This is a genomic window from Nonomuraea sp. NPDC050680, assembly GCF_040654555.1.
Lineage (GTDB): Bacteria > Actinomycetota > Actinomycetes > Streptosporangiales > Streptosporangiaceae > Nonomuraea.
In genome coordinates this window covers 48,180-63,869 of record NZ_JBFAIF010000005.1, presented here as the reverse complement: position 1 = coordinate 63,869, position 15,690 = coordinate 48,180, and the positions used below count along the sequence as shown (strand labels likewise).

The 15,690-nt window shown below is 71.6% G+C and carries 13 protein-coding genes; 7 read left to right on the top strand and 6 right to left on the bottom strand.

The window, feature by feature from the left end; genetic code table 11:
* Nucleotides 1-18 precede the first annotated feature (18 nt).
* The 3 genes from AB0H88_RS20220 to AB0H88_RS20210 all read right to left on the bottom strand — a co-directional run bounded on the left by AB0H88_RS20220 (nucleotide 19) and on the right by AB0H88_RS20210 (nucleotide 4,281).
* Nucleotides 19-1,539 carry a High-affinity nickel-transporter gene (locus tag AB0H88_RS20220; RefSeq protein WP_357646519.1) on the bottom strand — a complete coding sequence of 507 codons (1,521 nt, stop codon included), beginning with the start codon at nucleotides 1,537-1,539 and terminating at the stop codon, nucleotides 19-21.
* On the bottom strand, nucleotides 1,536-2,741 hold the full coding sequence (locus AB0H88_RS20215) for a tetratricopeptide repeat protein (protein WP_357646517.1): 1,206 nt from the start codon (nucleotides 2,739-2,741) through the stop codon (nucleotides 1,536-1,538). The genes AB0H88_RS20220 and AB0H88_RS20215 overlap by 4 nt, the downstream gene beginning before the upstream one ends.
* 163 nt (nucleotides 2,742-2,904) lie before the next feature.
* The gene (locus AB0H88_RS20210; protein ID WP_357646515.1) at nucleotides 2,905-4,281 is read right to left on the bottom strand and encodes a DUF4331 domain-containing protein; all 1,377 of its coding nucleotides are present in this window, start codon (nucleotides 4,279-4,281) and stop codon (nucleotides 2,905-2,907) included.
* A 220-nt stretch (nucleotides 4,282-4,501) separates the two neighbouring features.
* Here AB0H88_RS20210 and AB0H88_RS20205 point away from each other — a divergent pair, with 220 nt between their 5' ends.
* From AB0H88_RS20205 to AB0H88_RS20195, 3 genes are all read left to right on the top strand, one after another.
* Nucleotides 4,502-6,217, top strand: coding sequence for an ABC transporter ATP-binding protein (locus AB0H88_RS20205; protein ID WP_357646514.1), 1,716 nt, complete (start codon nucleotides 4,502-4,504; stop codon nucleotides 6,215-6,217).
* 45 nt (nucleotides 6,218-6,262) lie between these two features.
* A complete protein-coding gene (hutU, locus tag AB0H88_RS20200; protein WP_357646512.1) occupies nucleotides 6,263-7,912 on the top strand; it encodes a urocanate hydratase in 1,650 nt (549 codons plus the stop codon).
* Between the two features lie 98 nt (nucleotides 7,913-8,010).
* Nucleotides 8,011-8,835 carry a MurR/RpiR family transcriptional regulator gene (locus tag AB0H88_RS20195; RefSeq protein WP_357646510.1) on the top strand — a complete coding sequence of 275 codons (825 nt, stop codon included), beginning with the start codon at nucleotides 8,011-8,013 and terminating at the stop codon, nucleotides 8,833-8,835.
* Between the two features lie 47 nt (nucleotides 8,836-8,882).
* Here AB0H88_RS20195 and AB0H88_RS20190 read toward each other — a convergent pair whose 3' ends face one another.
* Genes AB0H88_RS20190 through AB0H88_RS20180 form a run of 3 tightly spaced genes read right to left on the bottom strand, consistent with a single transcriptional unit; the run spans nucleotide 8,883 to nucleotide 11,120 of the window.
* Nucleotides 8,883-9,629 (bottom strand): ABC transporter permease, encoded by a 747-nt coding sequence (locus tag AB0H88_RS20190; RefSeq protein ID WP_357646508.1) that lies wholly within the window; start codon nucleotides 9,627-9,629, stop codon nucleotides 8,883-8,885.
* Complete coding sequence (locus AB0H88_RS20185) at nucleotides 9,626-10,579, bottom strand: ATP-binding cassette domain-containing protein (RefSeq protein WP_357646506.1); 954 nt, start codon at nucleotides 10,577-10,579, stop codon at nucleotides 9,626-9,628. The genes AB0H88_RS20190 and AB0H88_RS20185 overlap by 4 nt, the downstream gene beginning before the upstream one ends.
* A gap of 10 nt (nucleotides 10,580-10,589) precedes the next feature.
* Nucleotides 10,590-11,120, bottom strand: a complete 531-nt coding sequence (locus AB0H88_RS20180; RefSeq protein WP_357646505.1) for a PadR family transcriptional regulator — start codon at nucleotides 11,118-11,120, stop codon at nucleotides 10,590-10,592.
* Between the two features lie 53 nt (nucleotides 11,121-11,173).
* Here AB0H88_RS20180 and AB0H88_RS20175 point away from each other — a divergent pair, with 53 nt between their 5' ends.
* From AB0H88_RS20175 to hutI, 4 genes are read left to right on the top strand one after another with little or no spacing between them, the layout of a single operon-like run.
* Nucleotides 11,174-11,860 (top strand): SDR family oxidoreductase, encoded by a 687-nt coding sequence (locus AB0H88_RS20175; RefSeq protein WP_357646503.1) that lies wholly within the window; start codon nucleotides 11,174-11,176, stop codon nucleotides 11,858-11,860.
* Between the two features lie 26 nt (nucleotides 11,861-11,886).
* On the top strand, nucleotides 11,887-13,059 hold the full coding sequence (locus AB0H88_RS20170; RefSeq protein ID WP_357646502.1) for an allantoate amidohydrolase: 1,173 nt from the start codon (nucleotides 11,887-11,889) through the stop codon (nucleotides 13,057-13,059).
* Nucleotides 13,050-14,432, top strand: a complete 1,383-nt coding sequence (locus AB0H88_RS20165) for a formimidoylglutamate deiminase (protein WP_357646500.1) — start codon at nucleotides 13,050-13,052, stop codon at nucleotides 14,430-14,432. The genes AB0H88_RS20170 and AB0H88_RS20165 overlap by 10 nt, the downstream gene beginning before the upstream one ends.
* Nucleotides 14,429-15,592, top strand: coding sequence for an imidazolonepropionase (hutI, locus tag AB0H88_RS20160; protein ID WP_357646498.1), 1,164 nt, complete (start codon nucleotides 14,429-14,431; stop codon nucleotides 15,590-15,592). The genes AB0H88_RS20165 and hutI overlap by 4 nt, the downstream gene beginning before the upstream one ends.
* The last annotated feature ends 98 nt before the right edge of the window (nucleotides 15,593-15,690 follow it).

Here is a 15,690-nt window from a genome sequence, read left to right as displayed (position 1 = left end):
GGTGGTCCTGGGGCTCGGCTAGAGCGCGATGGCTGAGCGGAGGGCCAGGCCCGCGCCCAGCAGCATCACCATGCCGGCCGTGCCCAGCGGTGCCAGAGTGGACAGCCGGGAGCCCCGGCCCAGTGAGGCGCGTCGTTCGAGGCGGTCGACGAGCTTGACCAGTAGCAGGCCCGTAACGGTGAGCGTCGCCGCCATGCCGAGGCCGTACGCGGTGACCAGCGCCACCCCGAACCAGGTACGACCCAGCGCGATCGCCCCCAGCAGCACGATGAGCGCCGACGGGCTCGGTACCAGCCCGCCCGCCACGCCCATCCCCAGCAGCCCGGCCCGCGTCGAGCGCTCGTGCCTGTGACCGTGCTCATGCCCGTGGCCGTGCCCGTGCCCGTGCCCGTGGCCGTGCCCGTGCCCGTGGCCGTGCCCGTGCCCGTGCCCGTGCCCGTGCCCGTGCCCGTGCCCGTGCCCGTGCCCGTGCCCGTGCCCGTGACCAGTGGCGCGGCGGGTGGACAGGAGCAGGCGCAGGCCGATGAAGGCGATCAGCAGGCCGCTGGCCACCCCCAGCCACCCCAGCACCGACTCCCCGGCCAGCGCCGTGAACGCGCTCAGCAGCAGCCCCACCACCAGCACCCCGACCGTGTGCGTGGCCGTCACCGTGGCCCCCACGACCAGGGCGTCACGCGGCCGGCCGCGCCGCCCGGCCAGGTACGCGGCCATGATCGTCTTGCCGTGCCCGGGGATCAGCGCGTGCCCGGCCCCGAGGAGCATCGCCAACGCCACGGCCAGCAGCCCGAGCGGCACCGTGAGCGAGTCGGCGCCGACCAGGCCGGTGAACGTCCGGTCCAGCGCCGCCAGCGCGTCCCCGATCGGTCCACCGACGCTGATCGTGCCGAGCCCGGAAGGCGTGCCCCCGGAGCCGGGGGAGCCGCCCCCGGACAGGGCGGAGGCGGCGCCGCCGACGGTGATGGCGGCCGTGCGCTGGTCGAGCGGGTCGGTCAGCAGGTCCTGCGGGTACCTGCGCAGTTCGTCGCTCACACTGGCCGACGGCACGGACGACCGGGTCAGCCGTACCCCGTCGCCGACGGCGGTGATCTCGCGCCAGCCGATCCGTTCCTGCTCGAACGCGTCGGTGAACGACACCGCGCCCGACACCCGGGCCTCGGCGACCAGCCCGCAGGTGAGGCGGCTGGTCTGCAGGCCGCCCTGCCCGGGCGCGTACGCGAACTCCGAACCCGACACCCGCCACGGCACCGCCATACCGGAGATGGTTAGCCGCTGGGCGGCGGCCAGCGTGGCGCAGGTCCTGGCCGCGTACGAGCCGTCCACGCCCGGTTTCGCCTGGAGCGTCGGCAGCTCCGCCGCGTCCACGACCGCCTCGTTCTCCACCCGGTCGGGCCGCAGGCGCAGCCCGTTGTAGTGGTTGACGGTGAAGTTGCCGAGCGGATGCCTGGCCACCGTCTCCGCCTGCGCCGCGGTCGTGAACAGGATTGACACGCCCATCGACAACAGCAGGCCCACGAGCAGGCCGAGCCGGAGCACCCTCATGAGAACCTCGCCAGTGCGGGCAGGGACGGATCGAAGCCCGGGGCCAGGGGCGCGGGCTTGCCGAGCGCGCGCTCGATCCGGGCGCGGTGGTAGCCGAGCAGCGGGTTGTGCCAGCCGGTCGAGGTGGCCTTCTTCGCGTACGGCAGGGCCTCGCGCGGCTTGCCCGCCTTGAACAGGGCCCAGCCGAGCGCGTCGGCGGCGACGAGGTTGGGATTGCGCGCGTACTCGGTCCTGGCATGTTGTACGGCCAGCGCCGGGTCACCGTGATCGGCTTCGAACTCGGCCCAGGTGAGGTCGTCCCGCACCCCGGCGGCCCGCAGCAGCTTCCGCTGGGCCTCCAGCAGGGTCCAGTCCGGTTTCAGCCCCGCCTTGATCCGGGTCTCGCCCTGCTCGATCAGGTACTGGGACAGCGGCAGCCGCTCGACCACCCGCTGGTAGAGATCGAGGGCCTCGGCCGTCCGTCCGCCCAGCGCCGCGACCCTGGCCTGTCCGGCGAGCGCGGGGGTGTAGGCGGGGTAGGCCTGGAGCGCCTTGGCGTACCAGGCGCCGGCCGCGGCGAGGTCGCCCGAGTGCAGGGCCAGCTCGCCCAGGTAGTAACGGGTGTAGGCGACGTCCGCCGGGGCGTAGGCGTCGTTCTGGGCGTACTCCAGGAATTTCCGGGCCCCCGTCCGGTCGCCCCGCAGCTCGGCCGCGTAGGAGGCGCGGGCGAACGACGCCACGCCGGGACGCAGCCCCATCATCGCGTCCACGGCCTTGGAGGCGCCGCTCAGGTCGCCGAGCTGCGTCTTCGCGTCGGCCAGCACCCCGTGCGCCACCGCGCTGTAGGGGTTGGCGCCGATGGCCCGCCGCGCCAGCCGTACCGCGTCGGAGAACTCGTGTCGGCCGGCGGCGAGCGCCGCCTGGCCGGTCAGGACCACGTCGTCGGCGGGGTTGAGCCGGGCGGCGGTGGCCAGGGCGCCTTGGGCCTTGGTGTAGTACGACGGGTCGCCGGTGACCCTGGCCTGGTCGACGTACTCCAGGCCGAGCTGGGCCCAGGCGCGGTAGTCGCCGGGCAGGCGCTTCAGGCGGGACTGCAGCGTCTCCGTGAAGGTCGCGGCCTGCGTGGTTCCAGGAGAAGTCTCTGGCGGGGCGTAGACGGCGTAGGCCGTGACGGCCAGCGCGCCGGCCACGACGAGGCCACCGGCAAGGGCGAGGGATCGCATCCAAGGCTCCGGAGATCGGAAGGGGTCGGCGCGGACGGGTCGAGGGCCGGCCGGCCCTGACGGGGGACACGGCCGGCCGGCCGGGTTGGCGGCGGGAGTTTGGGAGACGGGCCCGCCGCGGAGGGGACCGGCCGGCCCGGAGAGGAGGCCGGCCGGTCGGGGCTCATCGCTGGTTCACGGCCATGTTGCTGGGCAGCGGGATGTACGGGAACGACTGCAGAATGGGCTTGTCGTTCTTGTCGACCTTGTCCGTCAGGCCCGGAACGAGCTTGCCGGACACCGCGGCACCGGCCACGGCCTGCAGCGCGATGTCCACGACGTCGTCGGACAGGCGGCGGCCGTTCGGGAAGCCCGCCAGGTCACCGGCCAGTACGCCGAGCCGGTTGGGGTCCTTGGACGGCGGGACCGCCATGTTGAGCCGCAGCATCTCGGCGGGCCGCAGTTTGCCGGCGTCCCTGTTGAGGGTCTGCGAGTTCAGGTCGGCCTTGATCGGCCCGTTGCCCTTGGCGATGCCGGTCAGGAAGATCTCGACCAGGTCGCCGCGCGGGGTCGCCGGCGCCTTGATGCCGTAGATGCCTTCCAGCAGCCTGGCCACCTCGGGGTCGGTGACGCGCTTGACCACGGCCGGGATGTCGGCGTCCTTGGCCGGGGGCAGCGAGTTGAACGCGTCCTTCAGACCGGCCGGCATCACGACCTCGTTGACCAGCGGGTTGCCCAGGCGCGAGACCTGGACGTAGCCGTTCGGGCGCCACTTGTCCGTGGTGGACCAGATGCCGACCACCGGGTTGCGCCGGGCGTCGCCCCGGAGCGCCAGGTCGTGGGCGGGTACCTGGACGGCCAGCGTGCTCACGTTGTAGCCCTTGGTGGTGTCCTGGCCGACCTCGGACAGGTTGCCGCCGTAGAGCAGGTCGAAGACGCGCAGGTCCAGGAAGAACGCCTCGTCGGACTGGCCGGCGTAGGCCCTGCCGCCGTTCGGGAGGCTCTTGAGGGACTGGGCGCGCAGCGTGCCGTAGTCGGGCATCGAGGCGGGGCCGACGTTGCTCGGGGCGACGATGCCGTCCGAGATGAGCGTTCTGCTGCCGCCTTCGGTGATCCGCTTGAGCGTGTAGTGCTGGCGGAAGAGCAGGTTCTCGTCGTGGAGCGAGGTGACGGGCCCGTTGTTGTACAGGAACGTGGCGTTGCCGCGCCGGTCCTCATCGCGGAAGGTCCACTGGTAGGTGATGTCGGGCCTGGCGTCGCCGTCGTTGTCGATCTTGATGTTGTAGCGGGACTTGGTGTCGAACGTGTAGAAGTTCGGGCCGCCCTGCGGTTCCTGGAACGGGATCCAGTTGGCCAGCAGTGTCACCGTGTCGGCCTTGTCGGGGCTGACGAAGGCGTACACGTCGGTGTTGTCGTTACGCGGGTCCCCCGCGATCATCGGCGCCTCGCGGTGCGAGGAAGCGTCGCCGGAGTCGGTACGGAGCAGAGCGAACGAGGAGGCGGTCAACGCCGCCGCGACACCCAGTCCGACTAGAGCGCGCCGGTTGATCCGGAGCTCCATGTTCGGTCCTTTCGAGAGTGCTGATCGTGTTCGAGAGGTTCCGGCCGGGTTCCTCGACGGCGTATTCGTGGCAACTCCGCGAACGGATGTGTCTTCTCCTCCTCGAGAATGAGAGGTCAACGAAAGTTGACATACTTAGGTCGTCAATTTAGGTTGACGGGTGCGGATTGCGATCCGTCGTTCGTTGGGGGTTTCGGGATATATCGCGAGAGGAGACACGGTGATCAGAGAGCTGCTCGCCTACATGCGCCCGCACAGGAAGATCTTGGTCCTCGGGGGGTTACTCGGCCTGGTCGGCTCGGCGGCGGGCCTGGCGATGCCGTTGCTGGCCAAGTACGTGGTGGACGCCTTCGGCCAGAGCCGGTCGATGGCCGGGCCGTTGCTCGGGTTGACCGTGGCGGTGCTGGTTGGGGCGGTGGTGTCGGCTCTGGGCACGTACCTGATGGAGCGCACCGGCGAGGGCATCGTGCTGGGCGCGCGGCGCCGGCTCATCGACCGGATGTTCCGGTTGAAGGTCGCCGACGTGGACCGGCTCAAGCCCGGCGACCTGCTGTCGCGGGTGACCGGTGACACGACGCTGCTGCGGGCCGTACTGACCAATGGGGTCGTGAACTCGATCGGCGCGGTGTTCATGCTGGCCGGCGCGATCGTCATGATGGCGACCATGGACGGCGTGCTGCTGCTGGTCACGCTGCTCGTGGTGGTGGTGATCGGCGGGCTGACCGGGCTGGTGATGCCCAGGATCCAGCGGGCGCAGAAGCAGGCCCAGGAGGCCGTCGGCGAGATGGGCGCCGTGCTCGACCGGGCGCTGCAGGCGTACCGGACGGTCAAGGCCAGCGGCGCGGAGGAGCGCGAGATCGCGGTCGTCGGCGGCGCCGCCGTGCGCGCTCGCGACCGGGGGCTGCAGGTGGCCGGGTGGACCTCGCTGGCCGGAGTGGCGACCTGGATGACGGTGCAGATCGCCTTCCTGTGCGTGCTGGCCGTCGGCGGGTCGCGGGTCGCCTCGGGCGCGCTGGAGGTCTCGTCGCTGATCGCGTTCCTGCTCTACCTGTTCTACCTGGTCGCGCCCATCGGGCAGATCGTCGAGGGCATGGTGCAGCTGCAGCAGGGCCTGGCGGCGATGAAGCGGATCAAGGAGATCGAGGACCTGCCGGCCGAGCCCGTCGGCACCACGGTTCCGGCGGCCCTTCTCGCGCCGCGGCCGGCGGGGGTGCGGTTCGACGACGTGGTGTTCCGCTACGGGGACGACCGGCCGATCGTGCACAACGGGGTCAGCTTCGAGGTGCCGCCCGGCGGGCTGACCGCGCTCGTCGGGCCGTCGGGCGCGGGCAAGTCGACGGTGTTCGCCCTGCTGGAGCGCTTCTACGAGCACCAGGACGGTTTGATCACGGTCGACGGCCGGGACATCCGCGACTGGCCGCTCGCCGAACTGCGGGCCACGCTCGGCTATGTCGAGCAGGACGCGCCCATACTGGCGGGCACGCTCAAGGAGAACCTGCTCTTCGCCGCCCAGGACGCCACCGAGGAGGAGCTGCGGCGCGCGATCGTCCGCACCCGCCTCGACGACCTGGTGTCCAGGCTGCCCGAGGGGCTCGACACAGCCGTCGGGCACCGGGGCGTGCTGCTGTCGGGCGGCGAGCGGCAGCGGGTGGCGATCGCCAGGGCGCTGCTGCGCAAGCCCAGGCTGCTCCTGCTCGACGAGGCCACCTCGCAGCTCGACGCGGTCAACGAGCTCCGGCTGCGCGAGGTCATCGCCGAGGTGGCCGCCGAGACGACCGTTCTCGTCATCGCGCACCGCCTCTCCACGGTGACCAACGCGGACCGCATCGTGGTCATGGAGGCGGGCGGGGTACGCGCGGTCGGCACCCATGACGAGCTGGTGGGCCAGGACGACCTCTACCGCGAACTGGCCGCGACCCAGTTCCTGGTGAGCTAGTACTCTGCGAGTGACATAGGTGAATGTGTTCATTCAGGAGGTCGCATGAGCCGCACCGTGCGCGCGCCACGAGGTACGACGATCACCGCGAAGGGCTGGCCGCAGGAGGCCGCGCTGCGCATGCTCCAGAACAACCTCGACCCGGAGGTGGCGGAGCACCCGGAGCAGCTGGTCGTCTACGGTGGCTCCGGCCGGGCGGCTCGCGACTGGCCCTCGTTCGACGCGCTGGTCAGGACGCTCACGACCCTGGAGGGCGACGAGACGCTCCTGGTCCAGTCGGGCCGCCCGGTGGGCGTCTTCCGTACGCACGAGTGGGCGCCCCGGGTGCTGATCGCCAACTCCAACCTGGTGCCCGACTGGGCGAACTGGGAGGAGTTCCGGCGGCTGGAGGCGGCCGGGCTGACCATGTACGGGCAGATGACCGCGGGCTCCTGGATCTACATCGGCACCCAGGGCATCCTCCAGGGCACCTACGAGACGTTCGCCGCGGTGGCAGCCAAGAAGTTCGGCGGCTCGCTGGCCGGCACGATCACGCTGACCGCCGGCCTCGGCGGGATGGGCGGCGCCCAGCCGCTGGCCGTCACCATGAACGGTGGCGTGACCATCTGCGTGGACTGCGACCCACGTTCGGTCAAGCGGCGGATAGAGCACCGCTACCTCGACGTCGAGGCCGCGTCGCTGGACGAGGCGCTGCGGCTGGCCTATGAGGCCCGTGATGCCCGCCGCCCGCTGTCCATCGGGGTGGTGGCCAACGCCGCCGAGGCCGTGCCCGACCTGCTCGCCAGGGGCGCCGAGATCGACATCGTGACCGACCAGACCTCGGCGCACGACCCGCTGATGTACCTGCCGCTCGGGGTGGCCTTCGAGGACATGGCCACCGAGCGCGACAAGGACCCCGCCGGGTTCACCGAGCGCGCCCGGCACTCCATGGCCCGCCATGTGGAGGCGATGGTCGGCTTCAAGGACGCCGGGGCCGAGGTGTTCGACTACGGCAACTCGATCAGGGGTGAGGCGCAACTGGCGGGCTACGGGCGGGCCTTCGACTTCCCCGGCTTCGTGCCGGCCTACATCAGGCCGCTGTTCTGTGAGGGCAAGGGCCCGTTCCGGTGGGCCGCCCTCTCGGGCGCGCCGGAGGACATCGCCGCCACCGACCGGGCCATCCTGGAGCTGTTCCCCGACAACGAGCCGCTGGCCAGGTGGATCCGCCTGGCCGGGGAGAAGGTCCACTTCCAGGGGTTGCCGGCGCGAATCTGCTGGCTCGGCTACGGCGAGCGGAACGTCGCGGGCGAGCGCTTCAACGACATGGTGGCCTCCGGCGAGCTCCAGGCCCCGATGGTGATCGGCCGCGACCACCTCGACACCGGCTCCGTGGCCTCGCCCTACCGCGAGACGGAGGGCATGGCCGACGGCTCCGACGCGATCGCGGACTGGCCGCTGCTCAACGCCATGCTCAACACGGCCTCCGGCGCGGCCTGGGTGTCGATCCACCACGGCGGCGGAGTCGGCATCGGCCGCTCCATCCACGCCGGGCAGGTCACCGTCGCCGACGGCACCGCCCTGGCCAGGGAGAAGCTGAGCAGGGTGCTCACCAACGATCCGGGCACTGGCGTGATGCGTCATGTCGATGCGGGTTACGACGAGGCCGCGGCGGTGGCCGCCGAGCGGGGTGTCCGCATTCCGATGCGCGAGGGATGAGCCGAGCGCGGCGTCCGCATCCCGATACGAGCCGAGCGCGGCGTCCGCATCCCGATACGCGAGGGATGAGAAGCCGGACAGATGGTGTTGGAGCTGCTGTGACAGGTGGATACCACAGTGGTCTAGGCGGGCTCCTCGACGGGCGGCGGCTCTCTCCGGTGCAGCGACGGATCGCCCACTATCTGTCCGAGCATCTCGACGAGGCGATCTTCCTGTCCAGCGTCGAGCTGGCCGAGCGGTCAGGGGTGAGCCAGCCGTCCGTGACGAGGTTCGCCATGGTGCTCGGCTTCGCCGGCTATCCGGAGCTGCGGCAGGCGCTGCGCCCGCTGGTGCTGGGCGGGCCGCCGGAGGAGAGCCTGCTCCAGGGTGCCATCGACAGCGAGATCCGCAACCTGGCCGCCGTCAGGGAGCGGCTGGCGGGCCTGCCGCTGAAGGAGCTCGGGGAGTCGCTGGCCGCCACCGAGCCGCTCCCGGTGCTGGGGCTCCGGGTCTCCTCCGGGCTGGCCACCACCTTCGCCTACTACGCGCGGCGGATCCATCCGGAAGTGCGGCTGCTGACGCACGGCGGTTCCGAGCTGATCGACGGGCTGCACGCCGCGCGGCGGGCGGGTGCCGAATGGCTGCTCGCCGTGGTGCTGCCGCGCTATCCGGCCGAGGTGATGCACGCCCTGGAGTACGCCGAGAAGCTGGGGCTGCGAATCGCCGTCATCTGCGACAAAGCCGACTTTCCAGCCGAGGTGGTGCTCGACGCGCCGGTGGGGGATCGGCTGGTGTTCGACTCCCACGCGGCGCCGCTCACGCTGGCCATGGCCCTGGTCGAGGCCATGGCCGACGCCGCGCCGCTGCGTACGCAGGCCCGGCTGGAGGAGTACGAGCGGATGACCGACGAGACCGGCACGTTCGTCACCGGCGATCTCCCCTGACCGGTTCCGGGTTGCCCGGTTCCAGGCCCGGCAGGCCCGGCTCAGGGCTAACCGGCGATCCGGCGTAGCGAGCGCACCGACCAGCTCACGGTCAGCGCGGCCAGCGCGAGCATGACCGCGAACGCGATCGGGATCGACGCGTCGGTCAGATCCCCCGCGAACAGCGCCCGGCCCGCCACCACCGGGTGGTACATCGGATTGAACACGGCCACCCTCTGCATCCACTCCGGCGCCAGCGTCATCGGCAGCAGCGCCCCCGACAACAGCATCACGGGCAGGGCGAAGAACTGCATGATCTGCGCCATGCCGTTCTCGTCGCGCAGAGACAGCGCCAGGCCGTAAGCGATGCCGGAGGAGAACAGGCCGGTCACCGCGATGAGCAGCACCATGACGGCGAGCCCGGGCAGGCTGGCGCGCATGCCCATGACCAGCGCGATCACGATCACCACGACCGACTGGAGCATCAGCACGACCCCGTCGCGGAGCGTGCGGCCGAGCACGATCGACGGGCGCCAGGCGGGGCTGACCGCGATGCGCTCCAGGACGCCGCTGCGCAGCTCGTAGATCATGCCGTAGCCGACGCCGATCGCCCCGAACAGCGCGGTGATCACCAGCATGCCCGGCGCGAAGCTCGTGAGCTGCGCGGAGGTGGGCTGCCCGGCGGCACCCGCCACCAGCGGCCCGAACAGCAGCAGGTACACCACCGGCTGGACGATGCCGAACAGCGGCCAGATCGGGTTCCTGAACGTGTTGCGCAGCTCGTACACCAGGAAAAGCAGCGTGTGGCGGATCATGCGGCGGCTCCGGTGTCGCGCAGGGATCGGCCGGTCTTGGCCAGGAAGACGTCGTCGAGGGTGGCGCGGTCGAGCGCGATCGAGGACAGGGCGAGGCGCTGTTCCTGCAGCGCCCGCAGCAGCGTGGGCAGCGTGTGCTCGCCGTCGTCGACGTACACGCGCAGCACGTCGTCGTCGACGCGCGTCTCGCGGGCGTACGGCTTGAGCGTCTCGGCGGCCCGGTCCGGCTCGTCCAGCCTGAGCGTGACGACGTCGTCGGCGACCTCGCGCTTGAGCGCGCCCGGTGTGCCCTCGGCCACCACCAGGCCGTGGTCGACGATCACCAGCCGGTCGCACAGGGCGTCGGCCTCGTCGAGGTAGTGGGTGCTGAGCAGCACGCTGGTGCCGAGCTCGCGCAGCTGCCTGATGCGGTCCCAGAGGTTGGCCCGGTTTTGGGGGTCGAGCCCGGTGGTGGGCTCGTCGAGGAAGAGCAGCGGCGGGCTGTGCACCAGCCCGAGCGCGATGGCCACCCGCCGCTTCTGGCCGCCGGAGAGCGTACGGCCGGGCCGGTCGGCGATCTCCGCCAGGTCGAATCTGGCGAGTACGTCGGCCGTGGCCCCGGCCGGGTCGGGCACACCGTGGATCTTCGCGGCCATCATGATCTGCGCCCGTGGCGTGGTGTTCTCCTCCACCCCGCCGGCCTGGCTGACGTAGCCGAGGTCGCGCCGGACGGCGCCGGGCGCCTTGAGCAGGTCGTGTCCGGCGATGGTGGCCGTGCCGGAGTCGGGCGTGATCAGCGTGGCGAGCATTCTGATCGTGGTCGTCTTGCCGGCGCCGTTCGGGCCGAGGACGCCGAAGATCTCGCCCTTGCCTACTTCGAGGTCGACACCACGGACCGCTTCCACGGTCTGGGTGCCCTTCCTGCTCCTGGTGGTGAATGTCTTGCGTAAGCCGTGCGCGTCAATGATCATTTGTGGCTCCTTACGGTAGGTCGTCGTTCTCGACTCTGGTGACCGCCTTCTCCGCCCAGTCGAGGTGCGCGGTGAGCATGGCGACGGTCAGGCGGAGGTTCTCGTCGACATGCCGGGGCGCGCCGTAGGCCTGCTTGGCGCCGTAGAGGCTCTCCATCGTCTCGATGGACATCCTGAGCTGCCGGATCCTGCCGCCGAGCGCGTCGAGGATCTCCTGCTTGGTCAGGCGGTCCATGAACGTGAGCGCCACCTGGAAGGGATCGATGATCGGCCTGACGTCGTACCAGGTCTCGAGCAGTTGGCGGTGGAACTCTCTGCGGCCCTCCTCGGTGATCTCGTAGACCGTCTTGCCGCCCTTGCCGCTCTCGACCACCTCAAGCAGGCCCTCTTCGGCCATCTTGCCCAGCCCGTGATAGATCGAGCCGAACGCCACGTTGGCCCAGTGCTCCGCGCCCATCACCTCCAGCTGCCGACGGACCTGATATCCGTTGAGCGGCTTGTCGAGCAGGCAACCGAGGATGAGCACGCGGGTCGAAGACATATTCAAGTTTGTATTCAAATTTGAACCCCTGTCAAGGTCATAAACTGAGCCGCATGACTGAACGACCGATCGCGCTGGTCACCGGCGCCTCCCGTGGTGTCGGCGAAGCGATTGCCAGGGCGCTGGGGCCCACGCACCACGTCATACTCGGCGGCCGCGACCGCGACGCGCTGGCCGCCCTGGCGGCCGAACTGCCCGACGCCAGAGCGTGGCCGGTCGAGCTGACCGAGATCACCGAGGCCGACGTGGCGGGCGTCGAGCGGCTCGACCTGCTCGTGCACAGCGCCGGGATCGGCCTGCTCGGCAGGGTCGAGGAGGCCGCCGCCGACGTGTGGCGCAGGACGATGGAGCTCAACGTGATCGCCGTCGCCGAGCTGACCCGGCTGCTGCTGCCCGCCCTCAGAGGGGCCGGCGGTCACGTGGTCTGCGTCAACTCCGGCGCCGGGCTCCGGGCGAACCCCGGCTGGGGCGCCTACGCGGCGAGCAAGTTCGCGCTGCGGGCCTTCGCCGACGCGCTGCGCCAGGAGGAGGCCGAGCTCAGAGTGACCACCATTTACCCCGGCCGGGTGGACACCGACATGCAGCGCGGCGTCCGTGAGCACGAGGGCGGCGACTACGAGCCCGACAAATACCTCAAGCCCGAGTCCGTGGCCCGCGCGGTGCTGGCCGCCGTCAACGCCGGGCCCGACGCGCACCTGACCGATCTCACGCTGCGGCCCAGCGCGGGCCCGGTCAACTGAATGGATTCATTCACTACAGTGTCCTCATGCTTGAGGAACTCGCGCACATCGGACGTGACCCCGCGACCAACGGCTACGTCAGGGACGCCTGGTCGGATTGCGACCTGCTGCTCCGCGAGTGGTTCGCGGGCGAGGCGGCCAGACGGGGGCTCGACACGCGCGAGGACCGCAACGGCAACCTCTGGGCCTGGTGGGGCGATCCGTCCGCGACGCCGGGCGTGGTCACGGGCAGCCATCTCGACTCGGTACGCCAGGGCGGCGCGTTCGACGGCCCGCTGGGGGTGGTGTCGGCCTTCGCCGCGCTGGACATCCTGCGAAATCGGGACTTCGTGCCTGGGCGCCCACTGGGCATCGCCTGCTTCACCGACGAGGAGGGCGCCAGGTTCGGCGTGCCGTGCATGGGGTCGCGGCTGCTGACCGGCGTCCTGGCGCCGTCGCGCGCCCTCGGCCTGGTCGACGACGAGGGCGACACGCTGGCCGACGTCCTGGTCCGGACGGGCCGCGAGCCGGGGCGGATCGGGCGGGACGACGAGACGCTCGGCCACCTCGGCACGTTCGTGGAGCTCCACGTGGAGCAGGGCCGCGGCCTCGCCGACCTGGATCGGCCGGTGGGCGTGGCCGGCGCGATCTGGCCGCACGGGCGGTGGCGCTTCGACTTCCACGGCCAGGCCAATCACGCCGGCACCACCCGGCTGGCCGACCGGGACGACCCGATGCTGCCGTTCGCGCGCATGGTGCTGGCCGCCCGCGAGGCCGCGGCCGGGCACGACGCCGTGGCGACGGTCGGGAAGGTGCGGGTCTCACCGGGCAACGCCAACGCCGTGCCCGGACTGGTGTCGGCCTGGCTGGACGCGCGTGGTCCCGACGAGCGGGACGTGCGCGCCCTGGTGGCGGAGCTGACCGAGGGCGCCGGGCGGGCCCAGGTGAGCGAGGAGTCGTGGACGCCGGTGGTCGACTTCGACGTCGCGCTCAGGGACCGGCTGGCCGCCGTCGCGGGCGGGGACAGCGCCGCGCCGGTGCTGCCGACCGGGGCGGGGCACGACGCGGGGATCCTGGCCTCGGCGGGCGTACCGAGCGCGATGCTCTTCGTACGCAATCCCACCGGCGTGTCCCACTCCCCGGCCGAGCATGCCGAGCAGGCAGACTGCGAGGCGGGGGTCGTCGCCCTCGCGAACGTTCTGGAGGACCTGTGTCGGTGACCTACTGGTGCGAGCACGCCTGGCTGCCCGACGGCGTCCACGAAAGCGTGCTCATCAGGGTCGACGGGACGCGCGTCACCGAGGTGACCCAAGGCGAGCCGGGCGGCGCGGAACGCCTGGCGGGCCTGACGGTGCCCGGCCTGGCCAACGCCCACTCCCACGCCTTCCACCGGGCGCTGCGCGGCATCACGCAGGCGGGCGCGGGCGACTTCTGGACCTGGCGCGAGCGGATGTACGAGGTGGCCGCCGCGCTCGACCCCGATCGTTACCTCGCGCTGGCCAGGGCCGCCTACGCGGAGATGGCGCTGGCGGGGGTCACCTGCGTGGGGGAGTTCCACTATCTGCACCACGCGCCGGGCGGCCGGCCGTACGACGACGCGAACGCGATGGGCCACGCGCTCATCCAGGCCGCCCGAGACGCGGGCCTGCGCATCGCGCTGCTCGACACCTGCTACCTGACGGGCGGCATCGGCACGGGCGCGGCGGCCGGTGGCGGCACGATGGCAGGTGGCGGAACAGCGGCAGGTGGCGGAACAGGGCTGGTGGGGGCGCAGGTGCGCTTCGGGGACGGGGACGCCGACCGGTGGGCGAGCCGGGCCGACGAGCTGGCCGCCGCCTACAAGGGGCAGCCCGACGTGGAGATCGGCGCGGCCGTCCACTCGGTTCGGGCCGTGCCGCCGGAGCAGATGCCGGTGGTCGCCGAGTTCTCCCGCCACCACGCGGCGCCGCTGCACGCGCACGTCTCCGAGCAGCGGGCCGAGAACGCCGCGTGCGTGGAGATGTACGCGGCCACCCCGGTGCAGGTGCTGCACGAGCGGGGCGTGCTCGGGCCGCGCTCCACCGCCGTCCACGCCACCCACCTGAGCGACGTCGACATCGAGCTGCTCGCCCAGTCGGGCACGCACATCTGCATGTGCCCCACCACCGAACGCGACCTGGCCGACGGCATCGGGCCCGCCAGGACGCTGTTCGACCGGGGCGCGCCCATCACGCTCGGCTCCGACAGCCATGCCGTCATCGACCTGTTCGAGGAGGCCAGGGCGGTCGAGCTGGACGAACGGCTGGCCAGCGGCGAGCGCGGCCATTGGCGCGCCGACGAGCTCCTGACCGCCGCCACGGCCGCGGGCCACACCTCGCTGGGCTTCCCCGACGCCGGGCTGCTGGTGCCGGGCGCCTGGGCGGACCTGGTCTCCGTACGCCTCGACTCGGTCCGTACGGCGGGCGCCGGCGGGGTGGAGGCGGTGGTGTTCGCGGCGACGGCGGCCGACGTGCACTCGGTGATCTCCGGGGGCCGGCGCGTCGTGTCGGACGGGCGGCACACGCTGGGCGATGTGGGCGCGATGCTGACCGAGGCGATTGGACGGGTTCGATGACCTCTGTGCTGTTCGACGGGATCAAGCTGCTCTACACCGGCGATCCGGAGCGCGAGGAGATCGAGGACGCGGCGCTGGTCGCCGAGGACGGCCTGGTCACCTGGGTGGGCCCGGCGGAGCGGGCGCCGGACGCCGATGAGCGGGTGGATGTCGGGGGGCGGGCCGTCATCCCGGGGTTCGTGGACAGCCACGCGCACCTGGTGTTCGCCGGTGACCGGACGCACGAGTTCCAGGCGCGCATGTCCGGCGTGCCCTACACCGGTGGCGGCATCAGGACCACGGTCGCCGCCACACGCGCGGCCTCCGACGCGGAGCTGGCGACGCGAGCCGCCGCCCTGGTCGGCGAGATGCGGGCGCAGGGCACCACGACCGTGGAGATCAAGAGCGGTTACGGGCTGACCGTCGAGGACGAACGGCGCTCGCTGGAGATCGCCACCGGGCTGACCGACGAGACCACCTACCTCGGGGCGCACGTGGTGCCCTCGGGCATCGCGGCCGACGACTACGTGCGGCTCGTCACCGGCGAGATGCTGCGGGCGTGCGCGCCGTACGCCAAGTGGGTGGACGCCTTCTGCGAGCGCGGCGCCTTCGACGGCGACCAGACCAGAGCGGTGCTGGAGGCCGGGATCAAGGCGGGGCTGCAGGCCAGGGTGCACGCCAACCAGCTCGGCGAGGGGCCTGGCGTGCGGATCGCCTGCGAGCTGGGCGCCGCCTCGGCCGACCACTGCACCCACCTGACCGCCGCCGACGTCGACGCGCTGGCCGCCTGCGCCCCGAAGGGCACCCCCGGAACCGTGGCGACGCTGCTGCCCGGCGCCGAGTTCTCCACCCGCTCGCCGTACCCCGACGCCCGGAGGCTGCTCGACGCGGGGGCGGTCGTCGCGCTGGCCACCGACTGCAATCCCGGCTCCTCCTACACCTCGTCGATGGCGTTCTGCGTGGCGCTGGCCGTGCGGGAGATGGGCATGACGCCGCTGGAGGCGATCAGGGCCGCGACCCGTGGCGGGGCCCGCGCGCTACGGCGTACGGACGTAGGCTGGTTGTTGCCGGGAGCCCGCGCGGACCTCGTCGTGCTGGACGCGCCTTCCTACGTCCATCTGGCCTATCGGCCGGGTGTTCCCCTCGTTCACCAGGTGTTTCTCGGCGGTCTCCTCCTTTAGGAGGACATCCAGAACCGTTCCCTGGTCGTAGCTCTTTTGGGAATCTTTGCATCTGGCCGGACGTTGGCCGGATAAGAACGTAGCTGCGGAACGAGGTG